The 26805-nt window shown below is 71.8% G+C and carries 22 protein-coding genes and 1 pseudogene; 4 read left to right on the forward strand and 19 right to left on the reverse strand.

Features of this window, described 5'->3' with window-relative positions:
• Window positions 1-36 precede the first annotated feature (36 nt).
• Entirely contained in the window at window positions 37-909 is an 873-nt protein-coding gene (locus tag ACGFNI_RS07950; protein WP_393681671.1) for a TauD/TfdA dioxygenase family protein, read from the forward strand.
• 16 nt (window positions 910-925) lie between these two features.
• On the opposite strand, the gene ACGFNI_RS07955 is transcribed toward ACGFNI_RS07950, so the two are convergent.
• The 3 genes and pseudogenes from ACGFNI_RS07955 to ACGFNI_RS07965 form a co-directional block, all read right to left on the reverse strand.
• Window positions 926-2188 (reverse strand): MBL fold metallo-hydrolase, encoded by a 1263-nt coding sequence (locus ACGFNI_RS07955; RefSeq protein ID WP_393681672.1) that lies wholly within the window; start codon window positions 2186-2188, stop codon window positions 926-928.
• Window positions 2189-2374: 186 nt separating this feature from the next.
• A pseudogene (locus ACGFNI_RS07960) lies at window positions 2375-2599 on the reverse strand (GNAT family N-acetyltransferase); the annotation flags it as partial.
• Window positions 2600-2763: 164 nt separating this feature from the next.
• Window positions 2764-4074, reverse strand: coding sequence for an RNA-guided endonuclease InsQ/TnpB family protein (locus ACGFNI_RS07965; protein ID WP_393681674.1), 1311 nt, complete (start codon window positions 4072-4074; stop codon window positions 2764-2766).
• 179 nt (window positions 4075-4253) lie between these two features.
• Here ACGFNI_RS07965 and ACGFNI_RS07970 point away from each other — a divergent pair, with 179 nt between their 5' ends.
• Window positions 4254-5228 carry a carbohydrate kinase family protein gene (locus ACGFNI_RS07970; RefSeq protein WP_393681675.1) on the forward strand — a complete coding sequence of 325 codons (975 nt, stop codon included), beginning with the start codon at window positions 4254-4256 and terminating at the stop codon, window positions 5226-5228.
• Here ACGFNI_RS07970 and ACGFNI_RS07975 read toward each other — a convergent pair.
• From ACGFNI_RS07975 to ACGFNI_RS07985, 3 genes are read right to left on the reverse strand one after another with little or no spacing between them, the layout of a single operon-like run.
• Entirely contained in the window at window positions 5201-6088 is an 888-nt protein-coding gene (locus ACGFNI_RS07975) for an SAM-dependent methyltransferase (protein ID WP_393681677.1), read from the reverse strand. The genes ACGFNI_RS07970 and ACGFNI_RS07975 overlap by 28 nt on opposite strands.
• Window positions 6085-6363 (reverse strand): DUF397 domain-containing protein, encoded by a 279-nt coding sequence (locus ACGFNI_RS07980; RefSeq protein ID WP_393681679.1) that lies wholly within the window; start codon window positions 6361-6363, stop codon window positions 6085-6087. The genes ACGFNI_RS07975 and ACGFNI_RS07980 overlap by 4 nt, the downstream gene beginning before the upstream one ends.
• Window positions 6364-6366: 3 nt before the next feature.
• The gene (locus tag ACGFNI_RS07985; RefSeq protein WP_393681681.1) at window positions 6367-7233 is read right to left on the reverse strand and encodes a helix-turn-helix domain-containing protein; all 867 of its coding nucleotides are present in this window, start codon (window positions 7231-7233) and stop codon (window positions 6367-6369) included.
• A gap of 108 nt (window positions 7234-7341) precedes the next feature.
• Between ACGFNI_RS07985 and ACGFNI_RS07990 the strand changes: the two genes are divergently transcribed.
• The gene (locus tag ACGFNI_RS07990; protein ID WP_393681682.1) at window positions 7342-7827 is read left to right on the forward strand and encodes an ATP-binding protein; all 486 of its coding nucleotides are present in this window, start codon (window positions 7342-7344) and stop codon (window positions 7825-7827) included.
• A 119-nt stretch (window positions 7828-7946) separates the two neighbouring features.
• Here the strand turns inward: ACGFNI_RS07990 and ACGFNI_RS07995 are convergent, their stop codons facing one another.
• On the reverse strand, window positions 7947-8747 hold the full coding sequence (locus ACGFNI_RS07995) for an SGNH/GDSL hydrolase family protein (protein ID WP_393681684.1): 801 nt from the start codon (window positions 8745-8747) through the stop codon (window positions 7947-7949).
• Between the two features lie 255 nt (window positions 8748-9002).
• Here ACGFNI_RS07995 and ACGFNI_RS08000 point away from each other — a divergent pair, with 255 nt between their 5' ends.
• Window positions 9003-9809, forward strand: a complete 807-nt coding sequence (locus ACGFNI_RS08000) for a tyrosine-protein phosphatase (RefSeq protein WP_393681685.1) — start codon at window positions 9003-9005, stop codon at window positions 9807-9809.
• A gap of 55 nt (window positions 9810-9864) precedes the next feature.
• Here the strand turns inward: ACGFNI_RS08000 and ACGFNI_RS08005 are convergent, their stop codons facing one another.
• From ACGFNI_RS08005 to hpnC, 12 genes are all read right to left on the reverse strand, one after another.
• Window positions 9865-11172: a lanthionine synthetase C family protein gene (locus tag ACGFNI_RS08005; protein WP_393681687.1), complete on the reverse strand. Its 1308-nt coding sequence runs from the start codon at window positions 11170-11172 to the stop codon at window positions 9865-9867.
• Window positions 11169-14381, reverse strand: coding sequence for a lantibiotic dehydratase (locus tag ACGFNI_RS08010; protein WP_393681688.1), 3213 nt, complete (start codon window positions 14379-14381; stop codon window positions 11169-11171). Before ACGFNI_RS08010 ends, ACGFNI_RS08005 begins: the two co-directional genes overlap by 4 nt.
• A 104-nt stretch (window positions 14382-14485) precedes the next feature.
• Window positions 14486-14644, reverse strand: coding sequence for a hypothetical protein (locus ACGFNI_RS08015; RefSeq protein ID WP_393681690.1), 159 nt, complete (start codon window positions 14642-14644; stop codon window positions 14486-14488).
• 200 nt (window positions 14645-14844) lie between these two features.
• Entirely contained in the window at window positions 14845-16227 is a 1383-nt protein-coding gene (locus ACGFNI_RS08020; protein WP_393681691.1) for an aspartate aminotransferase family protein, read from the reverse strand.
• On the reverse strand, window positions 16224-18131 hold the full coding sequence (gene dxs / locus ACGFNI_RS08025) for a 1-deoxy-D-xylulose-5-phosphate synthase (protein WP_393681692.1): 1908 nt from the start codon (window positions 18129-18131) through the stop codon (window positions 16224-16226). The genes ACGFNI_RS08020 and dxs overlap by 4 nt, the downstream gene beginning before the upstream one ends.
• Before the next feature lie 100 nt (window positions 18132-18231).
• Window positions 18232-19254 (reverse strand): adenosyl-hopene transferase HpnH, encoded by a 1023-nt coding sequence (gene hpnH / locus ACGFNI_RS08030; protein WP_393681693.1) that lies wholly within the window; start codon window positions 19252-19254, stop codon window positions 18232-18234.
• Between the two features lie 5 nt (window positions 19255-19259).
• Window positions 19260-19922, reverse strand: a complete 663-nt coding sequence (locus tag ACGFNI_RS08035) for a 1-hydroxy-2-methyl-2-butenyl 4-diphosphate reductase (RefSeq protein ID WP_393681694.1) — start codon at window positions 19920-19922, stop codon at window positions 19260-19262.
• Window positions 19922-21946: a squalene--hopene cyclase gene (gene shc / locus ACGFNI_RS08040; RefSeq protein WP_393681695.1), complete on the reverse strand. Its 2025-nt coding sequence runs from the start codon at window positions 21944-21946 to the stop codon at window positions 19922-19924. Before shc ends, ACGFNI_RS08035 begins: the two co-directional genes overlap by 1 nt.
• Before the next feature lie 104 nt (window positions 21947-22050).
• Window positions 22051-23115, reverse strand: a complete 1065-nt coding sequence (locus ACGFNI_RS08045; protein WP_393681697.1) for a polyprenyl synthetase family protein — start codon at window positions 23113-23115, stop codon at window positions 22051-22053.
• Between the two features lie 53 nt (window positions 23116-23168).
• Window positions 23169-24626, reverse strand: coding sequence for a hydroxysqualene dehydroxylase HpnE (gene hpnE / locus ACGFNI_RS08050; protein ID WP_393681699.1), 1458 nt, complete (start codon window positions 24624-24626; stop codon window positions 23169-23171).
• A gap of 100 nt (window positions 24627-24726) precedes the next feature.
• Window positions 24727-25680, reverse strand: coding sequence for a presqualene diphosphate synthase HpnD (hpnD, locus tag ACGFNI_RS08055; RefSeq protein ID WP_393681700.1), 954 nt, complete (start codon window positions 25678-25680; stop codon window positions 24727-24729).
• On the reverse strand, window positions 25677-26600 hold the full coding sequence (gene hpnC / locus ACGFNI_RS08060) for a squalene synthase HpnC (RefSeq protein ID WP_393681702.1): 924 nt from the start codon (window positions 26598-26600) through the stop codon (window positions 25677-25679). The genes hpnD and hpnC overlap by 4 nt, the downstream gene beginning before the upstream one ends.
• Window positions 26601-26805 lie beyond the last annotated feature (205 nt).

Consider the following 26805-nt stretch of genomic DNA (forward strand, 5'->3'; position numbering starts at 1 on the left):
CCACCGCACGCGTCCCGCACGAAGGAGACAACCACCGTGGAACAGTTCGCACTCGACGCCATCGAGCGCCTCACCACACGCCCGAGGGAGGACGGCACGTCCTTCACCGTCGACCCGCTGACCCCCGTCCTGGGCGCGGAGGTGTCCGGCCTCGACCTCACCAAGGAACTGACCCCGGAACAGACCGCCGACATCAAGCGGGCCTTCCTGGCACATCACGTACTGGTCTTCCGCGACCAGCAGCTGACCGACGAGGACCACAAGCGTTTCGCCGCGCTCTTCGGCCCGCTGCACCCCGTCGCCGCCCCCGTAGACGGCTCCGACCCGTACATCCTGGAGATCAGCGCCGACAAGGACTCGCGGGCCGTCGCCGGCAACGGGTGGCACGCCGACGGCACCGCGGACGCCGAGCCCTCGCTCGGGTCCATGCTCCACCTCACCCGCATCCCCGAGGCGGGCAGCGGCGGCGACACCCTGTTCGCCAACATGCACCTCGCCTACGACATGCTCTCCCCGGCGATGAAGACGTTCCTTGAGGGCCTGACCGCCGTCCACGACGGTGCGCTGCCCTGGAAGGGACAGACCCCGCCGGCCGGCTACGAGATCCCGCGGAACGAACACCCGGTCGTGGTCCGCCACCCCGAGACCGGCCGCAAACTCCTCTTCGTCAACGGCCCCTACACCTCGCACATCGTGCAGCTGTCCCGCGGCGAGAGCGACGCGGTGCTGGAGATGCTGTACGCGCACATCGCGCGCACGCACCTGCTGCACTGCCGGGTCCGCTGGCAGCCAGGCACCCTGGTGTTCTGGGACAACCGGTGCGTCCAGCACCACGCGGTCTGGGACTACTACCCGCACTCGCGCTACGGCCGGCGCATCGCCGTCGACGGCACCCGCCCGACGGCATGAACCGCCAGGGACGGCCTCACGCCTCGGCCACGAGGCCGTCCTCGGTCAGGGCGGGGCGCTCGGTGACGACCGGCGTGGGGTATCCGTGCCGGGTCGTCGCCGCCGGCGGCCAGCTCGGCCACCCGTGCACGGGCGGCACCGCCACCGCACGCCACCACGGATCCACGACCTGCTCCTGAGCGGGCTCGAACGGCTCGCCGGGACGCGGTGCCGCGGTGGCCACGCCGACCGCGTGGGCGGCGTACATGGTCCACTCGGCGGGCTCCGCCCAAGGGTGCGGGGCGAGTGGGAAGGTGCCCCAGTGGATCGGCAGCATCAGGCCGCCCGGCTGCCCACCCTGGAGGTCCAGGTGCGCCCGCACGCCCTGGTCGGGCGGCATGTGGATGTCAGGCCACAGGCCCGGAAGCGGCTTGCCCGTGGGGCGGTCCTTGGGCCAGAACTCGCTGTAGGCGCCGATCTGGATCATGGTCACGTCGAAGGGGCCGTGCCGTTCGCCGATCTCCGCGAACCCGGGGAAGTAGCCGGTGTCCCCGCTGTGGAAGACGCGGTGCACGGGGCCGCTGACGACCCAGGAGGCCCAGAGGGTGTGCTGCGGGCCGCGCAGCCCCCGGCCGCAGAAGTGCTGGGCGGGGGTGGCGGTAAGGGTCAGACCGCCGACGCGGGTGGCCTCGTGCCAGTCCAGTTCGGTGATCCGCTCGGCGGGCACGCCCCAGAACTCCAGGTCGGCGCCGATGCCGAGCGGGACGACGAAGTGCGCGCCGGTGGCGGTCAGGGCCCGGACCGTCGGCATGTCGAGGTGGTCGTAGTGATCGTGCGAGATCACCACGACGTCGACCGGATCCAGCTCCGCGAGGCCGATCGGCACGGGATGCATCCGCTTGGGCCCCACCCAGGTGAACGGCGAGCAGCGCTCGCCCCAGACGGGGTCGAAGAGCACCCGGGCACCGTCGATCTCGGCGAGCACGCTGGAATGGCCCATCCAGGTGACCCGCAGACCGGAGTCCGGCGGTCCGCCCCGGCTGCCGACGGCCGGGCCGTGCACCGGAATCCGGCCGACCGGGGCTCTGCGCAGCCGGCCATCGCGGCTGAACTGCGTACGGGCCATCGGCAGCGCCGACCCCGGCGGATTGCGGCGGGGCGGCGTCGGGTTGCGGAACTCCCCGTCCACGAACTGCGGTGACCTGCGCATCCTGGCCAGCCGCTCGCCGGTGGGCTCGGCGCCGAAGCTCGCGGGGCGCAGCGCACTCCGTGGTGTGCGGCGGGGTCGGAAAGCGGTCACGGCACCTCCAGTGTCAGGGCGGTCGCGAAGTGAACGGACCGCGCGGGCGGCGGGTTCCGGTACACCGGATTCCGCGGCCCCGTCTCCCGGTGACGAGACGCCCGGACATCCACACCCTCTCCCTGGGCCCTCAACGGCGCGAGCCGCGCGGGCATTCCGGAACGGCCGGATCCGGCACCCCGGAGGTCAGCCGGCCCCCGGCCCCGCCCCGTCGAACTCCAGCACCAGGTGGTCATCGACCGGCCGGTAGCCGAGACGCCGGTACAGGGCGTTACTGGTGGGGTTGGCGAGGTCCGCGAAGAGCAGCAGGGTGTCCACCCCGGCGTCCCGCGCACGCTGCGACAGGGCCGCGGTCACCGCCCCTGCGTAGCCGCGTCCCCGCAGGCCGGGCGGGGTGTAGACGGGGGCGATGCTGCGCCGCGCGCGGCCGTGTCAACGATGGTTTGCGCCAACTCCGTTACTTCGGCGCGCACCGGGGCCGTCCGGCGGACCGTTGAAACATGTCTTCTCGGACATCTGTCGCTCCCCTGTCGTCCCGCGCACCTCCGACGTCCCTTTTCGGGGACGCCCTGCGTCTAGACTCCGGCCTGCGGATGCCTGCCGTCCGCCCATCGCCTCACCAGCAAGGGACGCAAGGACGCCTTTGAATCCTCCCCCTCCTGAAGGAGGGGGATTCCTGGCTCACGCTGCCTGCGGACCGGCGGCCCGGCAGGTCTTGCACGATCAGCACCAGCCGGGTGGAGACCAGCCCGGACCAGCATCACGCGAGCGGAGTTCTCGTCCCTGGGCGAGACAGCCCCGCACGCGGTACAGGCGTACGATCGCTCCGAAAGAGGTAGTGCGTGCTTGGTTCTCGCTCCGCACCGTGCACAGTCCATCGTGGTGTGCGCGGGATGTATGAGGTGCAGCTCACGGCCGTGCTTGCGCGCCATGTGGATCAACGCTTGCTTGGTCGCGCCGATTGCCGCGTCGGCTGCCTTGCGGGCCATGCTGGTCTTGGCGAGGAACTTCGGGCGGAAGTCCTCAACCGCGAGCCGGTCATGGTCACGGACAACGGCCTTGGCCCACTTACGCCCCGCGTCCTCCCGCTGCCGGGCCACCTTCTTGTGCAGCTTCGCGGCCTGCCGCTTCGCCTCCCGGTACCCCTTCGAGGCCGCTTGACCGCACCGGGGCTTCCGGCGGGCCATCATCCGCTGATAGCGGACAAGCTTCTGCGCAGCGCTCTTCCCGTGCTGCGCGTGGGGCAGGTCATGGTCGTCGGATGTGGTGGTCGCGGTCTCCCTCACACCCCAGTCGATGCCGATATCCCGGCCCGTGACAGGCATCTCCTCGACCGCCGCCGCTACCACGAAGGACACGTACCAGTGGCCGATACCGTCCCGGTACACGCGTACCGACGAAGGGGGCCCCGGAAGCTCCCGCGACCACACCACGGTTACGGCGACACCGCCCGCCAGATGCAGACGACCACCCTTCAGCCGAAACCCACGCCGCGTGTAATTCAGCGTCGGCAACGCTGCGCGCTTCTTCTTGTACCTGGGCATCCCGGCCCGCTGCCGCATCGGCAACCTCGCCTTGATGTCCCCCAGGGCCTTGGCACGAGACCTGCCGAAGTCGCGTATGAGCTGCTGCTGCGGAACCGAACTGCCTCCACGCAGCCACACCGTACGGGCGCGAGCCTCCGTCAGCATCCGATCCAACCGCGCCGGACCACACTCCTCCCCCTCGGCGTGGGCCTTCTTCGACCGTGCCACGCACTCGTTCCACACCCACCGGCACCGGTCCCACTCAGCCTCCAGCGCCGCACGGGCCGACGACGACACACGCAAGCGATAGGTGTACCGGGCGTGCCCGGCACCCTCACCCCTCTGCGCTTGCGTATCCATGAACCTCAACCTACCCAGGAGGTATGACAGTTGAGATTTCTCGATCATTCCGGGTTGCCTCACCATCGGGGCGACCTGACGACGAACCACCTCTGCGATGCCCCCTCTCCCTCTGACCTGCTTCGCAGGGGGCCGATTCCTCCTCGGCCTGAAGGCCGGGGCAACCTCGGAGGAACCAGGTGACACTTCAGACGGGAACCGAACCCTACGACGTCCTGGTCATCGGCGGATCGGGGGTGGACACCCTGGTGCGGGTCGGCGCGCTGCCGGTGCCGGCCGCCGATTCCTACGCGGTGCCGCCGGTCCGGGAATGGGCGGGCCACACCGGCACCGGCGTGGCCCTGGGCTGCGCCGCGCTCGGACTGCGCACCGGGTTCGTGGACTTCATCGGCGACGACGCTCCGGGCGCGCTGGTCCGCGAACGACTGGCCGGCGCCGGCGTCGACTTCCGGCCACTGATCTCTCCGCACGGCACCCGCCGCGCGGTCAACCTGGTGGCGCCGGACGGACGCCGCACCTCCTTCTACGACAGCCGCGACCCGGACGACCTCCGGATGCCGCCCGAGCACTATCTGCCCGCGCTACGGCGCGCCCGGCACGTCCACCTGTCCATCACACACTTCGCCCGCTTCCTCTACGACGACATCGCCGCGCTGGGGCTGCCCGTCTCCACCGACCTGCACGACTGGGACGGACTGACCACCCACCACCGGGAGTTCGCACTCCGCTCCGACCTGGTGTTCCTCAGTACGGCGGGGGCGGGCGAGCGGATCGGTCCTGTGATGCGGGAGATCCTGCACGACGGGCGCGCCGAGGCGGTGGTCGCCACGGCCGGGGCCGGCGGCGCGTATCTCCTCGCCCGCGACGACCGCTCGCCCCGGCACGTCCCGGCCGCCGTGCCGCCAGGACCCGTCGTCGACAGCAACGGCGCGGGCGACGCCTTCGCCAGCGGCTTCCTCTACGGCCGGCTGGCCGGGCTGAGCCTCGACGAGTGCGCGCGCCGTGGCGCGGCGGCGGGCGCGTACGCCTGCACCGCGCACGGCACCCACGCGGCGCTGGCCGACCCCGGCACCTTGCGGGCGACGCTGGACGGCGGCGAGCCGCACCCGGAAGCCGCCCCGGACGGTCAGTCCTTCCGGCCCACCGCGCCGTAGAAGATGGTGTTGTTCAGCTCCCCCGCGCTGGGGAGCGCGCCGTCGGGACGCCACAGCGGCACCCGCACCACACCGGGCTCCAGGAGGGTGAAAGGCCCGAAGAGCGGCTCGACTTCGGCCTTGGTGCGGAGGTTGAGGGTGGCGGTGGCGGTCTTGTAGACGTTGACGACGCCGTCGCGCGCCCGGACGTCCGTGCGTCCGCCGGGGAACGCCTCGTAGGGCTCGCCGGTGGCGTGCGACAGGACAAGATGGCTGCCGGCGGGGAGCGCGTCGGCGAGGGTGGCGACGATGCCGGCCGGGTCCTCGTCGTCCCGGACGAAGTGCAGCACGGCGAGCAGCAGCAGCGCGACGGGCCGGTCGAAGTCGATCAGCTCGCGGACAGTCGGGTGCTCCAGGATCGCCCGGGGGTCGCGGACGTCGCCCAGGACGAAGCCGGTGTGCGGGGTGCCGGTCAGCCGGGCCTCGGCGTGGGTGGCGACGATCGGGTCGTTGTCGACGTAGACGACGCGGGTGCCAGGGGCCGTCCCGCGGGCCACTTCGTGGGTGCTGGGCGAGGTGGGGATGCCGGTGCCGATGTCGATGATCTGGCGGATGCCGTCGGCTGCCAGGCCGCGTACCGCGCGCCGCAGGAAGTCGCGGTTGGCGCGGGCGCTGAGCCGGACCTGTGGGTGGACCTCGATGACGCGGTCAGCGGCGAGCCGGTCGACCTCGTAGTTGTCCCGGCCGCCGAGGTAGTAGTCGTACATCCGGGCCGGGTGCGGCCTGCTGGTGTCGATCTCGTCGGCCGTGAAGCCCGCGTGGTCCGCGCCCTCGGGCAGCAGCGGGCTCAACGGCCCGGCGGCGATGTCCTGTTCGCTCATACCGTCCTCTGTTCGCTGTGCCGGCCGGGCGCCGCGGAGAGCAGGAAGTCGGCGTCCCCGGCCTTCGCGCCCTCGATGAAGCTGACGATCTCCCGGTGGGTGTAGATCAGCGCGGGGCCGTCCGGGTCGGTCGACTGGCGCAGCGCGACCCGTCCGTCCCCCAATCGCATGGCCTCGACGCATTCGCCGCCGTTGCCGCCGCTCCAGGGCTTGTGCCAGCCGTCGCTGCCCAGTTCCTTGGCGGGCATGCCGTTGTAGATGCCTATGCGATCCATGGTTCAGATCTCCTTGCGAAAGCCACCCAGAATGGCCTCGGTGGTGTGGGCCGGCGCGGCCTGCGCGCACATCCGGTCCAGGGCCTCCAGGAACTGCGAGACGTCGTTGCGCTGATCGAAATACCCGGCCCCGACGAGGCTCTCCGTGTAGGCGATGTCGGGGAGTTCGGGGATCGGGAACCGGAAGATGTGGAACGGTCCGTACATCGCGGGGTGCGGGCCCGCGGCGAACGGAATGATCTGAAGGCGGACGTTGGGCAGCGCGGTGGCTTCCATCAGCCGGCTGATCTGGCCGTGCATCACCTTCGGGCCGCCGATGGGGCGGCGCAGCACGGTTTCGTCCATGACCACCCACAGCATCGGCGCGTTCTCGCGGGTGAGCAGCGACTGCCGCTCCCTGCGCAGCGCCACCGCCCGGTCGATGTCCGCACCGGGCGCGTGCGGCATGCCGGCCCTGAGCACCGCCCGCGCGTAGTCCTCGGTCTGCAACAGGCCGGGTACGTAGGCGGGCTGGTAGGCCCGGATGAGGTTCGCCTCGCTTTCGAGGCTGACGTAGGCGCTGAACCAGTCGGGCAGCACGTCGCGGAAGTTGTGCCACCAGCCGGGGCGGTTGGCCTCCCGCGCGAGGGAGAGGAACCCGGCGATCTCGTCGTCGTCACGGACGCCGTAGGTCGCCAGCAGCTTCTCCACGTACGGGATCTTGAGGCCGACCTCGGCCTTCTCCATGCGCCGTATCGTCGCGTGGGTGACATCGAGGGCCTTGGCTGCCTGTTCGTAGGACAGTCCGGCCTTCTCGCGCAGGTCCTGCAGTCGCTTTCCCAGCACCACCCGCAGGACGGTCGGCGCCCCGGCCGACCGTGCTTCCGCCACGTCTGATCCCTCCAACCAGCTTCACTGGTCAGCAGTGTGTCATGCCGTCAGTACGTCGAACAGGCTGCACTTACGATTCTGTAATTTGCAGAATGATCCTTGCCATCGGTGACCAACATCGCACATAGTTACGACGTGGCTTCCTCCAACAACGCTCCTTCGTTAGGGCGCTGTGGCGGCTTCGTCGCCGAGCACCCCCAGGACGCGTTCCATTTGCCGGCGCGACGCACGTCCGTGCCCGAGGCGCGCAGACGCGTCACCGCGCTGCTTCAGGAATGGGGCGCGGACCAACACGTGCGTGACGACGTGGAGTTGGTGATGTCCGAGCTGTTCACCAACGCACTGCGGCACACCGCAAGCGAGAAGGTCGGCTGCGAGCTGACGCTCTTCGGCGCGCACGTCCGGATAGCCGTCACGGACGAGGGCGGCGGGGGCATATCAGCCCCACAGGTACAACCGGGCAGCGTGGACAAGGAGTGCGGCCGAGGGCTGTTCCTCGTCGGCGCCTTGTCCGAAAACTGGGGCACCAGGCCCGATCCCGGCGGCGGTCGCGTGGTGTGGGCGGATCTGCCCTACGCGGCCACCGACGACTGAGGCCCCGGCCCCCGGTGACGGGAGTCGGGACCTCGGACGGTGCACGCGGCGGCACGGGCGGATGGCCGCCCCGGGTGCCGCGGCAGGGGCGGGCGGCTACGGAGTGCGGCCCCCACCGGTCACAGCGGAAGCAGGTCTGGCCGCTTCGGCTCGACGTGATCACCGGAGGACTCGCCGCGCAGCCGGCGGCCGATCCACGGCACGAGGTGTTCGCGCGCCCAGTGGATGTTGTCCCGCCGCGCCTCGGCGGCAGACCGCTCCGCCTCCGGGGGCCACGGCTGGTCCGGCTCGGCCGGCACCTGGAGCCCGAGCACCTGCCCGGCGCGCAGCGCGACCCGGGTGTGCCCGTCGGCGGACAGGTGCAGCCGGTCGTCGCTCCAGGCCCGCCGGTCCTGCACCGACTTCAGCGACCACAGGTCGAGAACCGGGCAGTCGTGCCGGTCGGCGATGGCGCGTACGTGCGCGGTGTAAGTCGCGATCTTGCCGCGCAGGTGCTTCAGGACGGGGATGCCGCGGGTGTCGAAGCCGGTGCACAGCAGCACCGCGCCGACCGACTCGCGCAGGTCCGCCACGGCCGCCTCGTACCGCTCGGCCACCGCGTCGGGGTCGGAACCCGGCCGCAGAATGTCGTTCCCGCCGGCACAGAACGTCACCAGCTCGGGGGCCAACTCCTTGGCCCTGGGCACCTGCTCCTCGATGATCTGGTCCAGGAGCCGGCCGCGGACGGCGAGATTCGCATAGCGAAAGTCGCCCTCGGCACGCTGGTCCGAGAGGAGGACCGCGAGCCGGTCCGCCCAACCGATGTACGCCCCGTCACGGCCGGGATCCCCGACTCCCTCGGTGAAGCTGTCCCCGACGGCTGCGTACGACCCGATGGCGCGCAGGGCGCCGCTGCTGATGTTTTTCGAATCGTCTGCCACGTCAGGACATACTTCACCTTGAGAAGTGACTTACGCCACCGTAACCAGGGGTTGACGGGTGGTGATTAATGCCACCTGGTCAAATTCTCTTCAAGTCGGAATACGGATCGGTCACCGAAAGTCGTCAATCGACTCCGGATCATCATCGAATTACCGCACGCTACGGCTTGATTGCCCAGGGCACCGGTGTCGTAGGGTCGAAGGTGGCCCCGCCCGCCGGCGAACAGCGTCGGCCGCCGATCCCGAGGAGCGCCCGTGACGCAGACGCCGCAGGTCCCACCGGCCGATTTCCCGCTCACGGAGGTGCGCAACTTCCGCGACGTGGGCGGGCTGCCGACCGTGGACGGGCGTCGGGTACGGCAGGGGCGCCTGTTCCGCAGCGGCCACCTCGCGCACGCGACCGAAACCGACACCGCATTCCTCGCCGGGCTCGGCCTGCACACCGTCTTCGACTTCCGCAATGCCTCGGACATCAAGCTGGAAGGCCCCGACGTCACGCTCCCCGGCGTACGGAACGTGAACATCCCGCTCACCGACCCCGCCGACGGCGCGGAATTCTGGACCATGGTGCGGGACGGCGAACTGGACGAGCTGCGGCGCGTGCTGGGCGACGGCAAGGCCGCGGCCCGCATGGCCAAGTCCTACCGCCACATCATCACCACCCGCACCGATGACCACAGCCGCCTGCTGCGCGCACTCGCCGACGACAGTGTCCCCGCGCTGATGCACTGCGCGGCGGGCAAGGACCGCGCGGGCCTGTCCATCGCCGTGACGCTGCTGGCCATCGGCGTGGAACGGGACGCGATCGAGCAGGACTACCTCAAGTCCAACGACCCCAGCAGGCGTTACAAGATCCGCCGCTCGGACAACTCGGCCGTCGGCATGTCCCCCGAGGTCATGGAGCTGCTGTCGCCGCTCTTCGGCGCGCACACCGACTACCTCACGGCCGCCTTCGACGCCATCACCCAGACCTGGGGCTCCACGGAGACGTACCTGACCGAGGGCCTCCGCCTCACCCCCGAGGTCCGCGAGCGGCTGCGCGCCCAACTGCTGGACGACTGACCCGGAAGGACGACCGGCGCCCGGATCCGTACCGACCCGGCCGCCGGTCCCGCCGTCAGCGCAGCGCCAGCGCCATCTCCCATCCACTGGCCGACGGGGCGTCCGACGCATAGCTGTGCAGCGCCAGCGCGACGCCTGCGGCGCCCATGAGGAACCCGGCGAAGTGGCCCGGCGACTCCTTCGGCTCCTCGCTCCGGCCGGCGAGGAAGCCGAACGGCAGCGCCGGGTCGTAGCCGGCCAGGACCCGGGCGGCGAGCCGGTCACGGTGGGCGGCCAGGCGGGGATCCCCGGACGCCCGGCCGAGCAGACCTGTCAGGTGCAGCAGGCCGCCCCAGCCGTGGCAGAGGCTGTTGTCGTGCACCCTGACCGGCGCCGCCAGCTCGCTGACCAGGCCCGCCACGGCGGCCTCCCGCCAGTCGGCCCGGTCCAGCGCCTCCCCGGCCCGGTGGAGTACGCAGGCCACCCCGGGAGTGCCGTAGCACCAGGCGGTGCGGCTGCGCAGCGGGGCCGCTCCGTCCTCGTACCGCTGGACGGTCATCGACCCCGGCCAGCCGCCGTCGGCGGTGCGCCAGGTGAGCAGCAGGTCGCCGATCTCCGTCATCGCCCGGTGCTGGCCGGGAACCCGTACGCCCTCCTGGTACGCGGCCGTCAGGACGGCGAGGGTGCCGGGGATGCCGTGCGCGACGCCGAAGTTGAGATGGCCGCGGCCACCGGGAAAGTCCGCTTCGCTGTCGATCTGCGGCCCGGTGGGCGACCACCAGCCCGGTACCTGCCCGCCCTGCAGCGGCAACGGCTCCAGGAGCCGGATCAGCGACGCCAGTGCCTCGTGCAGCAGCTCGGGGTGTTCGGCCCGCCGCGCCAGCAGCAGCCTGGTGAGTCCGGTGGTGCCGCGGATCAGGTCGACGTCGTGGTGGAAGGCCGTCCCGTCCTGCGGTGCGGCCCGTCGTGTCCGCTCCGCGGCCAGCCGGGTGCGGACGATCCGGTCGAGTCCGGCGTCCAGGCTGCGCAGCAGGCCGGCGTAGTCGTCAGGCGCCCGCCGGGCGGTGTGCGCGGCGAACGCCAGCGAGGGCGCCCCGGCGTACAGCCCGTCGCCGTCGGAGCCGGGCAGACCGCCGGCCGCGGCTGCCAGGTGCGCGTGGACGGTGGCGCGGTGCGCCGGGTCGTGGTGGGCGAGTTCGGCGAACAGCAGGGCCGCCCCGGGGTACCCCTCCGAGAGGCCCAGCACGTTCCAGAAGTCCGCCGTGGCCGCCACCCGCCGCGGATCGGCCAGCCGCTCCGCCACGCCGGCCACCACCTGGGCGGCGCGCTCCCGCAACACCGCCGGGTCGGCCGGCACCACGTCGTCGCGTACATCGGTGGTCATCGGCCGTGCCTCCTGCGGTCGGTGTGGGCCTGCGCCGCCCCGCGGGCGACCGCGAGCGCGAGGTTCTCGGCCTCCCGGTCGATGCCCACGAGCCGGTTGTGGTGCATGTGCAGCACCGAGTGGAGTACCTGGTCGGGTTCCGACCAGGACCTGGCTCCGAGGTCGCGCACCAGCTGTCCGTAGGCGCCCACCGCCTGCGCACGACGGGCCCAGACGGTGCGCAGCACCTCGTCGGCGGCGGGTCCTGGTCCTTCGCGGTACGGGTCGACCAGCGCGAGAGCTTCGCGCCGCCGCACACGGAACGCCCGCTGCCGCTCCTCGTCCTTGGGCACCGCGCGCAGCAGCCAGGCCGCTCCTTCGCCGCCTGCCGTCCCGGTGCCGTCCAGGCCGCGGTGGAAGGCGCGGGCCAGATCCGCGTAGCCGGCCGCGGCCGACAGCGGCGGCGCGGTGTCGTCCTGCCGCCGGTACCTGCGCCTGAGGTGTTCCAGGACGGCGACGCTGTCGGCATGGAAGACGCGCTCCGCCGCGGCGATGGCCTCCGGCCCGCCATAGCGTGCCAGCTCCGGCTCATAGGTGTCCCACACCACCCGGCCCACCAGACCGGCGCCGCGCAACGCGCCGGTGGCCGTGTGCAGTTGTGGCAGCAGCCGCCCGGACAGCACATCGGGCGGGGCGTGGAACCTGAGGCGCAGGTGCGCCCCGTGAGCGTCCCGGTAGCGCAGGAAGAACCAGCGGTCCACCTCTGTCGGCAGGTCGTTCAGCAGCGCAGGCAGGTGGACGGCCAGCAGTTCCTCGTGCCGTTCGGCCGGGGCGTACAGCGCGGCGTACAGCCACTCACCGCCCGGGAGGTGGACGTCGGTCCCGGTGCGCTCCGGGGCGCGGGGCACGGCCACGGAAGGCAACGGGCCAGGCCGGTCCGCCGGGCGGGCCGACCGCAGCGGGATCACCACCTCGGTGTGGTGTGCCCCGTCGGCTCCGCCGAGCCAGCCGTCCGGGCGTCCGGCGGCTTCGGCCGGCACCTCCCGCAGCTCGGTGTCCTCGTTGCGCAGCAGTTCGTGGCGGAGGATCTCGGGATGGCCCGGCAGGTCCAGATCGAGCTGGACGGCGCGGTCGTGGGCGGCCACCCGGACCCGGCTCGGCACCCGCCACCGTTCCCGCCAGCGGTGCAGGGCGAGCAGCCAGTCGGCGAACGGCAGCTTCCCGTCCCGGAGTTCGGCGGCGGGTCGCCAGCGCGCCGTGGCCAGTACGGTGCGCCCGTAACGGACCCGTGGCAGGTACGGCAGCGCGCTCGCGGCCTGTCCCCAGTGCCACGTCCGCCAGGCGCGCACGCCGCTTCCTGCGATGTCGCAGACGAAGCGGGCGGCGTTCGGCAGGTTCGCCCGCAGGTTGAGCACGTGGAAGACCGTGGGCTCGACACGGCGTCCCGAAACGGTGTCCACCAGGAACATCCGGTGGTGGTCGGCGCCGACGGCGAGGTGGCGCGGGTCCAGCACCCCGGGGTCGTCCGGGTCGGCGAAGCAGCCCACCGGGAGGAGGTGCGGCAGCCAGGGCGGCACCTGCGCCACGTTGCCGTCCCGGGACCTGCCGGTGCGGAAGGCCACCTGCGCGGGCACCGCCCCGCCGTCCCCGGTGGCGGCCTCCCGCGCCACGGCGGCCAGATCGGCGGCTGCCGCGTCGTCGAGGAGGTAGCCGAAGCGGCCGAGCAGCGCCCCGGCCTGCTGGGATCCGCCGACGGTCACCAGCCGGAAGTCCCCCGCGTCCAACGCCGCGCAGGAGTCGGCGAGCAGGCTCGCGTTCAGCTCCAGGGACTTCGGCGGGCGGCCTTCGGTGCGGGACAGGCGGCGCACCACCGGGTGGGTGTCGTCGAGCACCACTTCCCGCGACCCGTCCATGAGGGCCTGCTGCGCCAACTCGGCCAGCGCCAGGTCGCGTTCCCTGTCGGCATCGGCGGGCGTGGCGCGCCGGGGGCTGGGCGGCCGGAGATAGCCGGCCGGCGCCGCGAGGCCGGTGTCCGGGTCGAGCAGTTCGGTGAGCGGGACGAGACGGTCGGTGCCGTAACGCTCCACGAAGGCTTCGCGGTACTCGCGCAGGTGGTCGGGTTCCGTGTCCTGGGGCCCCATCCGCCAGAGCAGCCCGGCCGCGCGGGCGGCCTCGTCGGCGACGGCGGCAGGGAGCTGCGCCTCGGCATCCAGTGCGAGATCGACCTGGAGCGGCCTCGGCAGGTCGTACAGCCTGCGCATGCGCGCGGTGACGTCGGCCAGCGCGGCAGGGCCGTCTTCGGCCGAGGCGGCGGCGTACGTCTCCAGGGCCGTGCCGATCGCGTCGAGTTCGTCGAGTTCGGGCAGGTCGGCGCGGGGCACGTCGGCGCAGGTCCGCTGGATGTGCCGCAGCGGGTCGGCGGCTTCCAGCGGCGGGCGGGCGTCGGTGAGCAGGATTTCCTTGCCGGTCAGTTCGCTCAGCACCCGGTCCACCGCCTCGTCGGTGGCCCCCGGGAACCGTCCGAGCAGCGCCCCGGCCAGCTCCGCGCCGCGCACCGGCCGGCGGGCCAGCTCCCGCACCGCCTGTACGACCACGGTGTGCCGCACGCTGACCTCGTGCACCAAGCGCAGTGCCGCGTCGCCGGAACCGGCTTCCGGCGGGTCCTCCCGGACGGACTGCGGGACGTACGGCAGCACGAGCCGGTCGCCGCGTACGGAGCACAGTGCGTTGCCGGTCACCCGCAGGTGCCGCAGCACGCCGGGGCGTCGCTCCCAGGAGGCGATGAGTCCGGTGAGCCATTCCCGGTCCGGGCGTACCGCGCGGGTGTGAGCGCCGCCCCACCGCACCTTGGCCGCCTCGCCCTGTCCGCCGAAGCGCGCCGGGGCCACCCCTGCCATCAGTCCGAACGGCGTGGCCCGGGTGCTCATCCGCAGCCGGTAGGACGCCAACGCCCTTACGGAGCGCCTGAGTTGGGGTAGCGGTACGGGCTGCGAGCCTGAAAGAACGCGGTGCAGGACCGCGGCCAGCGACGGGCTGGAGAGCGCCACCGCCTCCCGCACCAGCGGTTCGTCCGCCAGCTCCCGGAGCGTCCTGGTCAGCCGGGCGGCCTCGTCATCGCCCGGTCCGGTGTCCGGGCGGACGCCGGCGGCTGCGCCCACCGGGTGGACCGGTGCGCGCACCATGGCGATGCCCGCATCCCGGAACAGGGCTCCGCCTGAAGCCTCGGACATGCCTGCCCACTCCTCATCGTCGTCATCGCCCCGACCGGCCCCGGGCCTGCGACGCAACCGCTCCGTCACAAGCCCCGGGGCCGGCCGGTGTCACCTTCGCGGTGTCAGCAGCCCCGGGCGCCGGGAGCCATACAGGCGGTGCAGCAGTCGGATCCCCAGTAGCCGGAGGGGTGGACGGTGACGAGGTTGTTCGCGGGCTCCGCGGCCTCGGCGACCACCTCGCGCACGTCGAGGTCGAAGGCGTCGAGCAGTTCGTTGGGCATGGGAATTCTCCGTTCATGACGGGGGTTCGTGAAACGGGCAGCCCCGGCGCCCACCGGTCCGGACGCACGACATGCCAACCGGTACGCGGGCAGCGCCGGGCATCCGGCCACCCTAAGATCACGGTAGCCGGGAGGACACACCCAAGTGGATATGCCTATAAGGGGACACCACCGTCGTCCCCGAATCACCCGCCCCCCTGTCACCGAAGGGCGACCGCCTGCTTCACCAGCGTCCGCCCGAAGTCCCACATCAGCCCGCCGCCGCCGTGCGCGTCGTCCATGACGGCCGTGAACGCCTCGACGAAGCGGTCCACTTCGGGCTCGCCGATGGTCAACGGCGGGATCAGTTTGATGACTTCGAGATGGTCACCTGACACCTGGGTCAGGATGCGGTGGCGCTGGAGCAGCGGCACCACGACCATCTGCGCGAAAAGGCCCTTGCGCGCCGCCTGCAACATCGTCCAACGGCTGCGCAGGCCCAGCGACTTGGGCCGCCCGAACTCGATGCCGATCATCAGGCCGCGACCGCGGACGTCGTGCAGCAGCTCGTACTTCTCGGTGAGAGCGGCGAGCCGGGTCCGCAGCAGGTCGCCGGTGTGCCGGGCGCTGGCGACGAGTTGCTCGTCCTCCATGACCGACAGCACGGCGAGCCCCGCCGCCATCGCCTGGGCGTTGGCACCGAAGCTGGCGGAGTGCACCAGCACCCGGTCCATGGACGAGTAGACCTTCTTGAAGATCCAGTCCTTGCCGAGGGTGGCGCCGACCGGCACATAGCCGCCGGAGAGGGCCTTGGCGACGCAGACCAGGTCCGGCTCGACGCCGCGCTCGTGCTGGTAGGCGAAGAAGTCGCCGGTGCGGCCGAGGCCGGTCTGCACCTCGTCGGCGATCAGCAGGGCCTTGTGCCGGTGCAGCAACTCCTGTGCGGCGCCCAGGAATCCGGGCGGCGCGGCCAGCACCCCCTTGCCCTGGATCGGCTCGACGACCAGCGCCGCCACATCGCCGCGCCGCAGTTCCCGCTCCAGCGCCCCGATGTCCCCCATCTCGATGGCGGTGTCCGGCAGCAGCGGCGCGAAGCCGTCGCGGAAGCCGTCCTCGCCGTTGACGGAGAGCGAGCCCGTGGTCAGGCCGTGGAAGGCGTGCGTGCAGTACAGGACGCGGGGTCTGCCGGTGGCGTAGCGGGCGAACTTCAGGGCGGTCTCGACGGCTTCGGTGCCGCTGTTGCCGAAGAAGACCCGGTCCAGGTGGGGGGCGTGGGTCAGCAGCCGCTCGGCGAGCAGGCCGGGCAGCGGCGCGCAGTCGAAGCGGGTGAGGTCGGGCAGTTGGGCGTCCAGCACGTCGTGCAGCGCCTGCCGTACGACCGGGTGGTGCCGCCCCAGGCCCATCACGCCGAAGCCGGCGAGCATGTCGAGATAGTCCTGCCCGTCCGCGTCCCAGAAGTAGGCGCCCTCGGCCCGCTCGTAGACCTTGTCGAAGCCGATGGTGTGCAGCATCCGCGGGAGCTGGTGGTTGAGGTGGCGGGTGTGCAGGTCGTAGCGCTCGCCGCCGCGTTCGGCGAGCAGCCGGGCCAGGTCGAATCCGGTCACGAACGGTTCTCCTTACGGGCGAGGCCGGCGCCGATGCGGCCGGCGATCTCGGCGGGGGTGAGGCCGAGGCCGGCCAGCAGCTCCCCGCGCTTGGCGTGCGGCAGGAACTCATCGGGGATGCCGAAGGTCCGCAGCGGCACGTCCACATCGGCGTCCCGCAGCGCCTGCCCGACGGCCGAACCCACTCCTCCGCTGCGGACGTTGTCCTCGACGACGGCCACCATGCCGTGTCCGGCGGCCAGTTGGACGAGCGCGTCGTCGACCGGGCGGACCCAGCGCGGGTCGACGACGGTGGCGCCGATGCCGCGGTCCGCCAGGAGTTCGGCGGCCCGGATACAGACGGGCGCCATCACGCCGACGGCGACGAGCAGGACATCGGGCCCGGCCTGCTCATACAGGACGTCGACGCCGCCGGTCCGCCGCACCGCGGCGATCGGCTCGCCCACCGTCTCCTTGGGATAGCGGACGACGGTCGGCGCGTCATCGACGTCCAGCGCCTCCCGCAGCTGGGCCCGCAGTTGCTCGGCGTCGCGCGGCGCGGCGATCCGCAGCCCCGGCACCACGCCGAGCACCGACATGTCCCACATGCCGTTGTGCGAGGCCCCGTCGGTGCCGGTGACTCCCGCCCGGTCGAGCACGAAGGTGACCCCGCACCTGTGCAGGGCCACGTCCATCAGGACCTGGTCGAAGGCCCGGTTGAGGAACGTCGCGTAGACCGCGAAGACCGGGTGAAGACCGCCGGTGGCAAGCCCCGCGGCGCAGACCGCGGCGTGCTGCTCGGCGATGCCGACGTCCCAGATCCGCTCCGGGTACGCCTCGGCGAACCGGGAGAGCCCGACCGGATCGCGCATGGCCGCCGTGAGCGCGACGACGTCGGGCCGCTCGGCGCCGATCCTGACCATCTCGTCGCCGAAGACGGACGTCCAGGACGGCGGTCCCGGCGGGGCGGCCGGCTCGAAGGCCGGGGGGCACATCCCAGCGGTGGCCGGGGGAAGGGCCATCGCGCCGATGGTGTGGAAGCGGTCCGCCTCGTGCTCCAGGGCGGGCCGGTAGCCGCGGCCCTTCTCGGTCAGGCAGTGCACCAGCACCGGGCCGTGGAATCCGGCCGCGCGGCGCAGCGCGGACTCGACGGCGGCGATGTCGTGCCCGTCGACCGGACCGACGTACTTCAGCCCGAGGTCCTCGAACATGCCCTGCGGCGCGAAGGCGTCCTTGAAGCCCTTCTTCGCGCCGTGCAGCGACTCGTACAGCTGCCGTCCGACGACCGGGGTGCGCTGGATCATGTCCTTGCCCCAGGAGAGGAACGCCTCGTAGCCGTCGGTGGTGCGCAGAGTGGCGAGGTGGTCGGCGAGGCCGCCTATCGTCGGCGCGTAGGAGCGCTCGTTGTCGTTGACGACGATGATCAGCGGACGGTCCTTGGCGGCGGCGATGTTGTTCAGCGCCTCCCAGGCCATGCCGCCGGTCAGCGCGCCGTCGCCGATCACCGCGACGACGTGGTCGTCCTTGCCACGCACCTGGTTCGCCTTGGCGAGGCCGTCGGCCCAGCCCAGCACCGTCGACGCGTGGCTGTTCTCGATGACGTCGTGCGCGGACTCGGCCCGCGAGGGGTAGCCGGACAGGCCGCCCTTGATGCGCAGTTTGGAGAAGTCCTGGCGTCCGGTGAGGAGTTTATGGACGTAGGACTGGTGACCGGTGTCCCACAGGATCCGGTCGGCAGGTGAGTCGAAGACGCGGTGCAGGGCGATGGTCAGCTCGACCACGCCCAGGTTCGGCCCCAGATGCCCGCCGGTGCGGGCCACGGCCGGAACCAGGAACTGCCGTACTTCCGCGGCGAGTTCGTCCAGGCGTTCCGCGCCGAGCGCCTTGAGGTCGCGCGGTTCCCTGATGCTTTCCAGCATCGTCATGCTCGGTCCCCTCCACTTGCTCGTTCGGCTGGTGGCGACGCCAGAAGGCCGTCTCCCACCCTTCCGCGAGGGTGGGAAACGGCCTCCACGGCCCCTTACGTCAGCCGCGGTTCCCCGCGATGGTCTCCTTCGCCGCGCGCAGGGATTCCTTCAGCGAACCCATGGTGGCCAGGACGGCGGTCGGCTCGTATCCGCAGTGCGCCATGCAGTTGGCACACCGCGGGTCCTTGCCGCGCCCGTACTTGTCCCAGTCGGTCTCCTCGATCAGCTCCCGGTACGTGGGGACGTAGCCGTCGCTCATCAGGTAGCAGGGCCGCTGCCAGCCGAAAAGCGAGTAGTTGGGGATCGCCCAGGCGGTGCACGGGAAGTCCGCCTTGCCCTCCAGGAAGTCGAGGAAGAGCGGGCTGTGATTGAGCCGCCAGCGCCTGCGGTTGCCCCCGGCGAACGCCTTCTTGAAAAGCTCCCTGGTCTGCTCGACACCCAGGAAGTGCTCCTGGTCGGGGGCCTTTTCGTAGGCGTAGGCGGGCGACAGCATCATCTCGTCGACCTTCAGGTCGTCGTTGAGGTAATTGAGCACCTCGATGATGGTCTGCGGGGTGTCCGTATTGAAGAAGGTGGAGTTCGTCGTGACGCGGAATCCGCGCCGCTTGGCCTCCTTCATGGCGGCCACCGCCTCGTCGAACACCCCCTCCTTCGCGACGGATTCGTCGTGCCGTTCGCGCATGCCGTCGATGTGCACCGCGAAAGCGAAGTACGGCGAGGGCGTGAACTTTTCCATCTTCTTGCGCATCAGCATCGCGTTGGTGCACAGGAAGACATATTTCTTCTTGGCCACCAACTGCCGCACGATTTCGTCGATCTGCGGGTGCATCAGGGGTTCGCCGCCCGCGATGGAGACCATCGGGGCGCCGGACTCCAGCACCGCGCCGACGGCCTGCGCGACCGGCATGCGCTGCTTGAGCACACCCGCAGGATGCTGGATCTTCCCGCAGCCCTCGCACTTGAGGTTGCAGGCGAAGAGCGGTTCCAGTTCCACGATCAGCGGAAACTTCTCACGTTTCCTGAGCTTCTGTTCAAAGAGATAGGTCCCGACCCTGATGGACTGGCGGAGCGGCATAACCATCTGGCTCACCTCCTGGGGAGCAGCAAAGAACGGTGCCATTCGAAGAAAACAGGAAGGACGGACCGCAGGACGCGGAAGGCCGATATTCCTCCGCGCACGGTCGCAATGCGTACGAGTTCATGTTCTGGAGCGTCCACGACCACCCGGACGGCCGCAACCGGACGGACAGGGCCGTCACCCGAGCCGGCCGCCGCCCGGAGCGTCGCCGCGGACTCCATGTCCACGGCGACGGCGCCCGCGGCATGCAGCTCGGCCCGCTCGGCGCCGCGCACGACGTGGTCGCTGCCGCACAGCAGCCCGGTGTGCACGGTCAGCCCGCGGGCGCGCAGAGCCCGGCGCAGCATGTCGTTGTCGTGGCAGGTCACCTCGGGTGCGCCCGGCCGGTGATCGCGCGTCCGGTCGGCCACGACGAGGTCCCCTGGCCGCATGCCGGGGGCGAGCCCGGCACAGAATCCGCTGGCGATCACCGGGGAGTGCTCGGTGACGGCCCCCTGCCGCAGGGCCTTCGCCATCGCCCGTTCGGCCGATTGGGGGCCCATGCCGGTACGCAAGGTGACCACCGGGGTGCGGTCCCCGCCACGGCCGCCGCGCAGTGCGAACCGCTCGATGCCGAGCGCGCAGGCGACCAGCAGCGGGGGTCCGCCCTCCGGCGGGGGCCGTCTCGGCATCAGTCCCCCAGCGCCGCGCCGGCCGGCCCGCCGTTGACGTAACGGCCCAGCGCCGTCAGCGGGAACACCTGCCGGTAGAGGTGGTAGTTGATGGAGAAGTCCCACGGGAAGCCGGTGCCGGTGAAGTACGGCTCGTCCCAGGACCCGTCGTCGAGCTGGGTGTCGGCCAGCCAGCGCACCCCGCGCCGTACGGCTTCGCTCTCCCGCTCGCCGGCCGCGAGCAGCGCCATCAGCGCCCAGCCGGTCTGCGAGGCGGTGGAAGCGCCGCGTCCCGCCCAGCTCTTGTCCTGGTAGGACCGCTGGTCCTCGCCCCAGCCGCCGTCCTCGTTCTGCACCCGCTCCAGCCAGCCGACGGCGCGGCGGACGGCGGGGTGCGAGGCGGGGACACCGGCCGCGGCCAGCGCGGGCAGCACCGACCCGGTGCCGTAGACGTAGTTGGTGCCCCAGCGCCCGAACCAGGCGCCGCCGGGCTCCTGTTCGGCCAGCAGCCAGTCGATGCCGCGGCGGGTGCGCGGGTCGTCGGTGCGGCCGACGTCGGCGAGCATCTCGACCACGTGGGCGGTGACGTCGGCGGACGGCGGGTCGATGACCTCACCGAAGTCGCAGAACGGCAGGCGGTCGGGGAACGGGCTGGTGTTGTCGGCGTCGAAGGCGCCCCAGGCTCCGTTCTTCGACTGCATCCCGGCGCTCCAGCGCACCCCGCGCTCGACGGCGGCGGCCACCCGCTGCGGGTCCGGGTGCTTGATCCGGCGCAGTGCGAGCACCACTTCGGCGGTGTCGTCGATGTCCGGGTAGTTGTCGTTCTCGAACTCGAACGCCCAGCCCCCGGAGGGGAGTTGGGGCCTGCGGACCATCCAGTCGCCGGGTCTCTCGATCTGTTCGGCGAGCATCCAGTCGGCGGCCTTGACCAGCTGCGGGTGATCGGCGGGAAGCCCGGCGTCGGCAAGTGCGATGGCGGCCAGGCAGGTGTCCCAGACCGGGGACTGACACGCCTCGATCATCCGGGCGCCGTCCTCGCGCCACACCGCGAACCGGTCGAGCGACGCGAGGCCGGTGCGGAGTACCGGGTGGTCGAGGTCGTACCCGAGGAGGTGCAGGGCGATGACGGAGTAGACGGCGGGTGGCTGGATACCGCCCCAGCAACCGTCGTTCTCCTGGCGCTCGATGATCCAGCGGGCCGCCGAACGCATCGCCGCGCCGCGCAGCTTGCGCACCGCGACCTTGTGGTAGAGGTGCAGCCCTTTGTCGAGCCGCTGGAAGATGCCGTCCCAGCTGGTCGCGGGCGCGAGCGGCTGCGGGGGATTGGGGCGGCGCGGATCGGCGTGCAGCTCGTCCAGGGCGAACGGCGCGGGGCGTACCGGGCGCTTGGCCGAGACGATGGTCAGCGGCACGATGGTCTGCCGGGCCCAGCAGCCGAAGTCGTAGATGTTGAGCGGGAACCACTTCGGGAAGTAGATGAGTTCCGGCGGGAGTTCGGGGAGGTCGTCCCACCTCCACCAGCCGAAGAGGGCCAGCCAGATGCGGGTGAAGACACGGGACGCGGCGACGCCGCCGCGCTCGCGCACCCAGGCCGAGGCCCTGGCCATGTGCGGCGCGTCCGGGGCGTCACCGGCGAGCCGGAGCGCTACGTACGCCTCGATGGTGGTGGAGATCTCGCCTGGGCCGCCGTAGAAGGTGGCCCAGGTGCCGTCATCGCGCTGCTCGCCGCGGATGAATCGGGCGGCGGCTTCGGTGAGTTCCGGGTCCTGGATGCCCAGGAACTGACGGAGTAAAAGGTCCTCGGCGTCCATCGTCACATTGGTGTCGAGGTCGCCCTTCCACCATCCCGCGGAGTCCTGGGCGGCGAGGAGGTGGGCGGTGGCGCGGGTCGTCGCGCGCCGGGCGGCGTCCGCCGTACCGGACGGGGCGGTGGGCCGCGCATCTGCTGGTGCTGCGGTGTTTTCGGTTGTCTCAGCGGTAGCATCGCTGGCCGAAGGGGCCCGGGGCGGCAGCGCCCCGGTGCTTCCGTCGGTCGTCGCTGTCATGGCTTCCCCTTCTGCAGTGAACTGTGAAGCGTGCTCAGGGATTCCGTCGACCGGCGCCCGGCTGGCACCGGCCGGCGACTGCGATCAGTTCGTGTCGATGGTGATCATCTCTCTCGTACGACGACGAAGTCCGCGAGCGCGACGAGCTGCGCGCGGATCCTTTCCGGCATGTCCACCTCGTCCAGCGCGGCGATGGCCGTGGCGTGCTGGCGGCGGGCCTCCTGGGAGGTCCACTCGCGACCGCCGGCCTCCTCGATCAGGGCCGCGCGGGAGGCGAACTCCTCCTCGGTGAAGTCGGCGATCTCGGTCTCGCTCTTCTTCGCGTCGGCCGCGAGAATGCCGGCGAGGCGCTCGGAAGCGGAACCGCCGGCATCCAGAGCCGCGACGACCGGCAGCGACTTCTTGCGCTGGCGCAGGTCGCTCCAGGTCTGCTTGCCGGTGGCCTCCGGGTCGCCCCAGATGCCGAGCAGGTCGTCGACCGCCTGGAAGGCGAGGCCGAGGTGGTAGCCGTACTTTTCGAGGATGTCTGCGGTGCGGTCGTCGGCACCGCCGAGCACCGCACCGATGGAGACGGCGCAGGCGAGCAGGGCGCCGGTCTTGTTGCCCTCCATCTCCAGGCACTCCGCGACGGTGACCCGCTCGCGGTGCTCGTAGGAGATGTCCTGGGCCTGGCCGTCGATCAGCTTGCGGGTGGCCACGGTGAGCCGGCGCGTCGCGCGGCCGGCCTCGACCGTGCCCAGCTCCAGCAGGATCTCGTTGGCGAGGGCGAAGAGCGCGTCACCGACCAGGATGGCCTGGGCGGGGCCGTGCACCTTCCACACCGTGTCGCGGTGTCTGCGCTGCTCATCGCCGTCCATGAGGTCGTCGTGCAGCAGCGAGAAGTTGTGCACCAGCTCGACGGCCACCGCGCCGGGAATGCCCTTCTCCGGCGCCGCTCCCGCCGCCTCGGCGGACAGCAGGGCCAGGGCGGGCCGAATCGCCTTGCCGCCGTCGGCCGCGGAGGGCCGTCCCTCGGCGTCGATCCACCCGAAGTGATAGGCGGCGACGGTGTCCATGGGAGGAGCGAGCCGGTCCACGGCGGCACGCAGCACGGGAGTGGCGAGTGTCCTTCCACGCTCCAGCAGCGCGGTGACGCTCTCGGTGTCGATAGCTGGGGAAGCCGGGTTCACGGTTTCTCCTCTGTTTCCGATGCTCGTGCTCGTGCGAGCGCTGGTGCTCGTTGTCATGCTGCCTCCTGGGGCAACTGGCCCTGGGGGAAGCCGAGTTCGGTGAGCGCCTCGCGCGCGGCTACGGTTCCGCTGCGCACGGCGCCTTCCATGGTCGCGGGCCACCCGGTGGCGGTCCACGCACCGGCCATGTACAGGCCGGCGGTTCGGGTACGGGCGGCGGGGCGGAGCCTGCCGACGCCCGGTTCGGGTGCGAACGTCGCGGTGCGCTCGCGGGTGACGAAGAAGTCGCGGATCCGGGCGCCGCGCGCGGCGGGCAGCAGCCGCTCCAGCTCCGGAAGGTAGCGGGCGCGCAGCTTGGCGACCGGCTGCTCGATCTCCTCCTGCGCGGCGGACTGCGAGAGGGCGAGGTACTGGCAGCCCGCGCCCTCGGGAAGCCGGGCGATACCGGAGGCGTCGGTGCGGTCGAAGACCCACTGGACCGGGGAGCCGACCGCGGCGAAGAAGGGGCGGTGCAGCACCTTGCGGTCGTAGACGACGTGGACGTTGAGGATCGGCGCGGTGCCGATGCCGAGCAGCCGGTCCTTGTCGTCCAGCGCGCCGTCCGGGAGCAGGGCGTGCGTCTCGCGCTGCGGCAGGGCCAGCACGACGGTGCCGGCGGTCAGCTGCTCGCGGTCGTGCGGCCCGCTGCTGACCGAGACCTGCCAGCCGTCGTCCGTACGGGCGACGCGGCTCGCCCGGGTGCGCAGGGCGAGGCGCACACCGGCCTTCTCCAGGGCGGTGCGGGCGAGGGTGTCGTGGACGTCGCCGAGCGGTACCCGGGACCAGCCGATGTCGGCCGCGCCGGGGTCGGAGAGGAGCCCGGTCTTGAAGACCTTGGCCGCCAGGCCCAGCGAGGCGTCGCCCGCGGTGGCGTTGAGGGTGGCGACGCCGACGAGGTCCCACAGCGCCTCGACGGCACGGGCCGACTGGCCGTACCGGCGCAGCCAGCTGCCGAAGTCCACCGCGTCCAGCGCGGGGTCGTCCGGGTCAAGGCCCTTGAGCGCCAGGGTGGCGCGCACCACGCCGGCCCGCTCGGCGGGCGAGAGGTGCGGGTACAGGGCGAGGCTCTTGGCGAGGTGCAGCGGCACGGGCAGCGCGGTGCGCCGCAGCCGCCCGAGCCGCATCCGGTCGGCGTCCAGGACCGGTACGTCCATGCGGTCCTGAAGGGGCACCAGGTGGGTGGCCCCGAGCCGCTCCAGGAAGCCGCTGTAGGCGGTGCAGCAGCGCAGGAAGACGTGCTGGCCGTTGTCGACGCTCAGGTCGCCGCCGCCGAAGCCGCGGCGGAAGGAGAAGACCAGCCCGCCGAGCCGCGGCCTGCCCTCGACGAGGGTGACCCGGAGCCCGGCGTCGGCGAGCGCCAGCGCCGCGGTGGTACCTGCCAGACCGCCGCCGACGACGACCGCGCTCGCCCCTTCGGGACGGCCGGCCGCCGCAGAGTGCCCGCGGCCGTTCCGCTGCGCTCCCGCTGTCATGAGTTCTCCCCCCGTACGACACTCAAGGACGCGGGCGTCCCGGGGAGGGTTGCCCGTGGGGCCGACACGGAAGAGTGAATTCCGGGAGCGGGCCGATGGCTCATCCACGCCCCCCGGCCGGCCGGCGGCGGCCGATCGCGCGGGCGTCGAGACCGGAGAGCCCGCGCACCGCGACGAACGCCTTCTCCCGGCCGGGCAGCGACACCCTGCCGCGCAGGACGGCCTCCGGGTCGGCCTCGATGCGCGCCAGCAGACGGTGGTAGATACCGGCCATCGCCGCCACACAGGCACCGCTGCGCCGGTCGAGCATCGGCAGCAGCCTGAACCCCTCGGCGAACAGCGCGCGGGCGCGGGCCACCTCGAAGTGGACCAGTCCTGCGAAGTCGGCGCCCGGCGGCGGGACGGGACCGTCGAATCCGGCCGAGCAGCCGAACTTCGCGAGGTCATCGGCCGGCAGGTAGACGCGGCCGTTCCCGGCGTCCTCGCGGACGTCGCGCAGGATGTTGGTCAGCTGGAGGGCGAGGCCGAGGGTGTCGGCGTACTCGGGGGCGCGTGCGACATCGCGCGCACCGGGGACGGTGCCGAACACGCCCAGCGAGAGCCGGCCGATCGCCCCGGCGACGCAGCGGCAGTAGACCTTCAGCTCGTCCCAGGTCTCGTACGTCTCGCCCGCCACGTCCATGAGGACGCCGTCGATCAGCTCGTCGAGTCCGCCGAGGGGCAGCGGGAAGCGACGGGCGGCATCGCTCAGCGCGACGGCCACCGGGTCGGTGTCGTCCTCCTCGACCTCGCCACCCTTCACCCGGGCCAGCACCGCCCGGGTCTCCTCCAGGCGGCGCCGCTTGTCGGCCGGCTCCAGGGCGCCGTCCCCGATGTCGTCGACCCGGCGGGAAAAGGCGTAGAGCGCCGACATGGCCTGCCGCTTGCCTGCGGGCAGCAGCCGGATGCCGTACGCGAAGTTCCGGGCCTGGTGCCCGGTGACGGCCTCGCAGTAGCGGTATGCAGCGAGCACCGGCGCGGATGTGTGTGCGGTTGCCTCCACGGTCCGACTCACCCCTCTCTTCGCAATGTCGCCCCCACCTCGCGCAGCAGGCTGAGCTTGGTCGGCTTGGGCGGTCCGGGGAGTACGTCGTGATCGGCGGCGGCGACGGCCCGCAGTGCGGCGCGCCCGCCGCCGACGAAGCCGGCGAGCAGCAGCCTGAGCCTGCCGTGCACGCTGCCCACCAGCGGGGCACCGGCGTCGAGCAGGTCACCGGCGCGCGCCGCCTCGTGAGCGATCAGCGCGCGCACCGCCGCGCTGCCGCTCGGGGCGGCCAGATCCGCCTCGGTGACACCGAACTGTGCCATGTCCTCCGCGGGCAGGTAGATGCGGTCGCGGGCGAGGTCCTCGGCCACGTCCTGAAGGTGCTCGACGATCTGCAGGGCGGTGCAGATCTCGTCCGAGCGCCGGATGCGCTCGGGGCTGGTGGTGCCGGTGATGCCGAGGACCAGCCGGCCGACGGGGTTGGCCGACAGTTCGCAGTACGCGGCGAGGTCGGCGTATCCGGCGTAGCGGGAGACCCGCTGGTCCTGGCGGTTGGCCTCGATCAGGCCGACGAAGGGTTCCGGCGTGAGCGCACAGTGGCGGACGGTGGGGCCGAGGCGGCGCATGAGCGGGTGCCGGGGGCCGGGGGCACGGTCGCTGAAGACACGGTGCAGGTCGGCTTCCAGGGCATCGAGCATCGCCAGGCGGTCGTCGCTCTGTGTGCGTTCCAGGCCGAGCAGGACCGCGTCGCCGCCGCCGGGTGCGAGGTCGCCGTCCCCGATGTCGTCGACGAGCCGGGCGAAGCCGTAGACGGCCATCAGGTCGCCGCGCCAGGCGCGGGGCAGGAAGAACGGCGCCACGGGGAAGTTTTCGTGGGCTGCCTGGTCGAGGACGGTGCGTGACTGTGCGTCCGTCGGCCGGCCGGGGGCCTCAGCCGTTCCTCGGCTCACCGAAGGCTGCCCGGCGCGCTTCGGAGCCGGAGCGATCCAGTAGCCATTGCCGTCACGTCTCCCGTTCTACACCGCCAAGCTAAAACATCCCATTTCGGACACGCCGCAGGTCGCGACGCGCCCGACCGGGCCGTGAACCGCCCGAAAAGTGAGCATTGCCCGACTTATACCACTTGTGCCGTTCAGTACCCGTACAGCTTACGCC

The sequence above is a fragment of the Streptomyces sp. NPDC048644 genome, assembly GCF_043199105.1.
GTDB lineage: Bacteria > Actinomycetota > Actinomycetes > Streptomycetales > Streptomycetaceae > Streptomyces.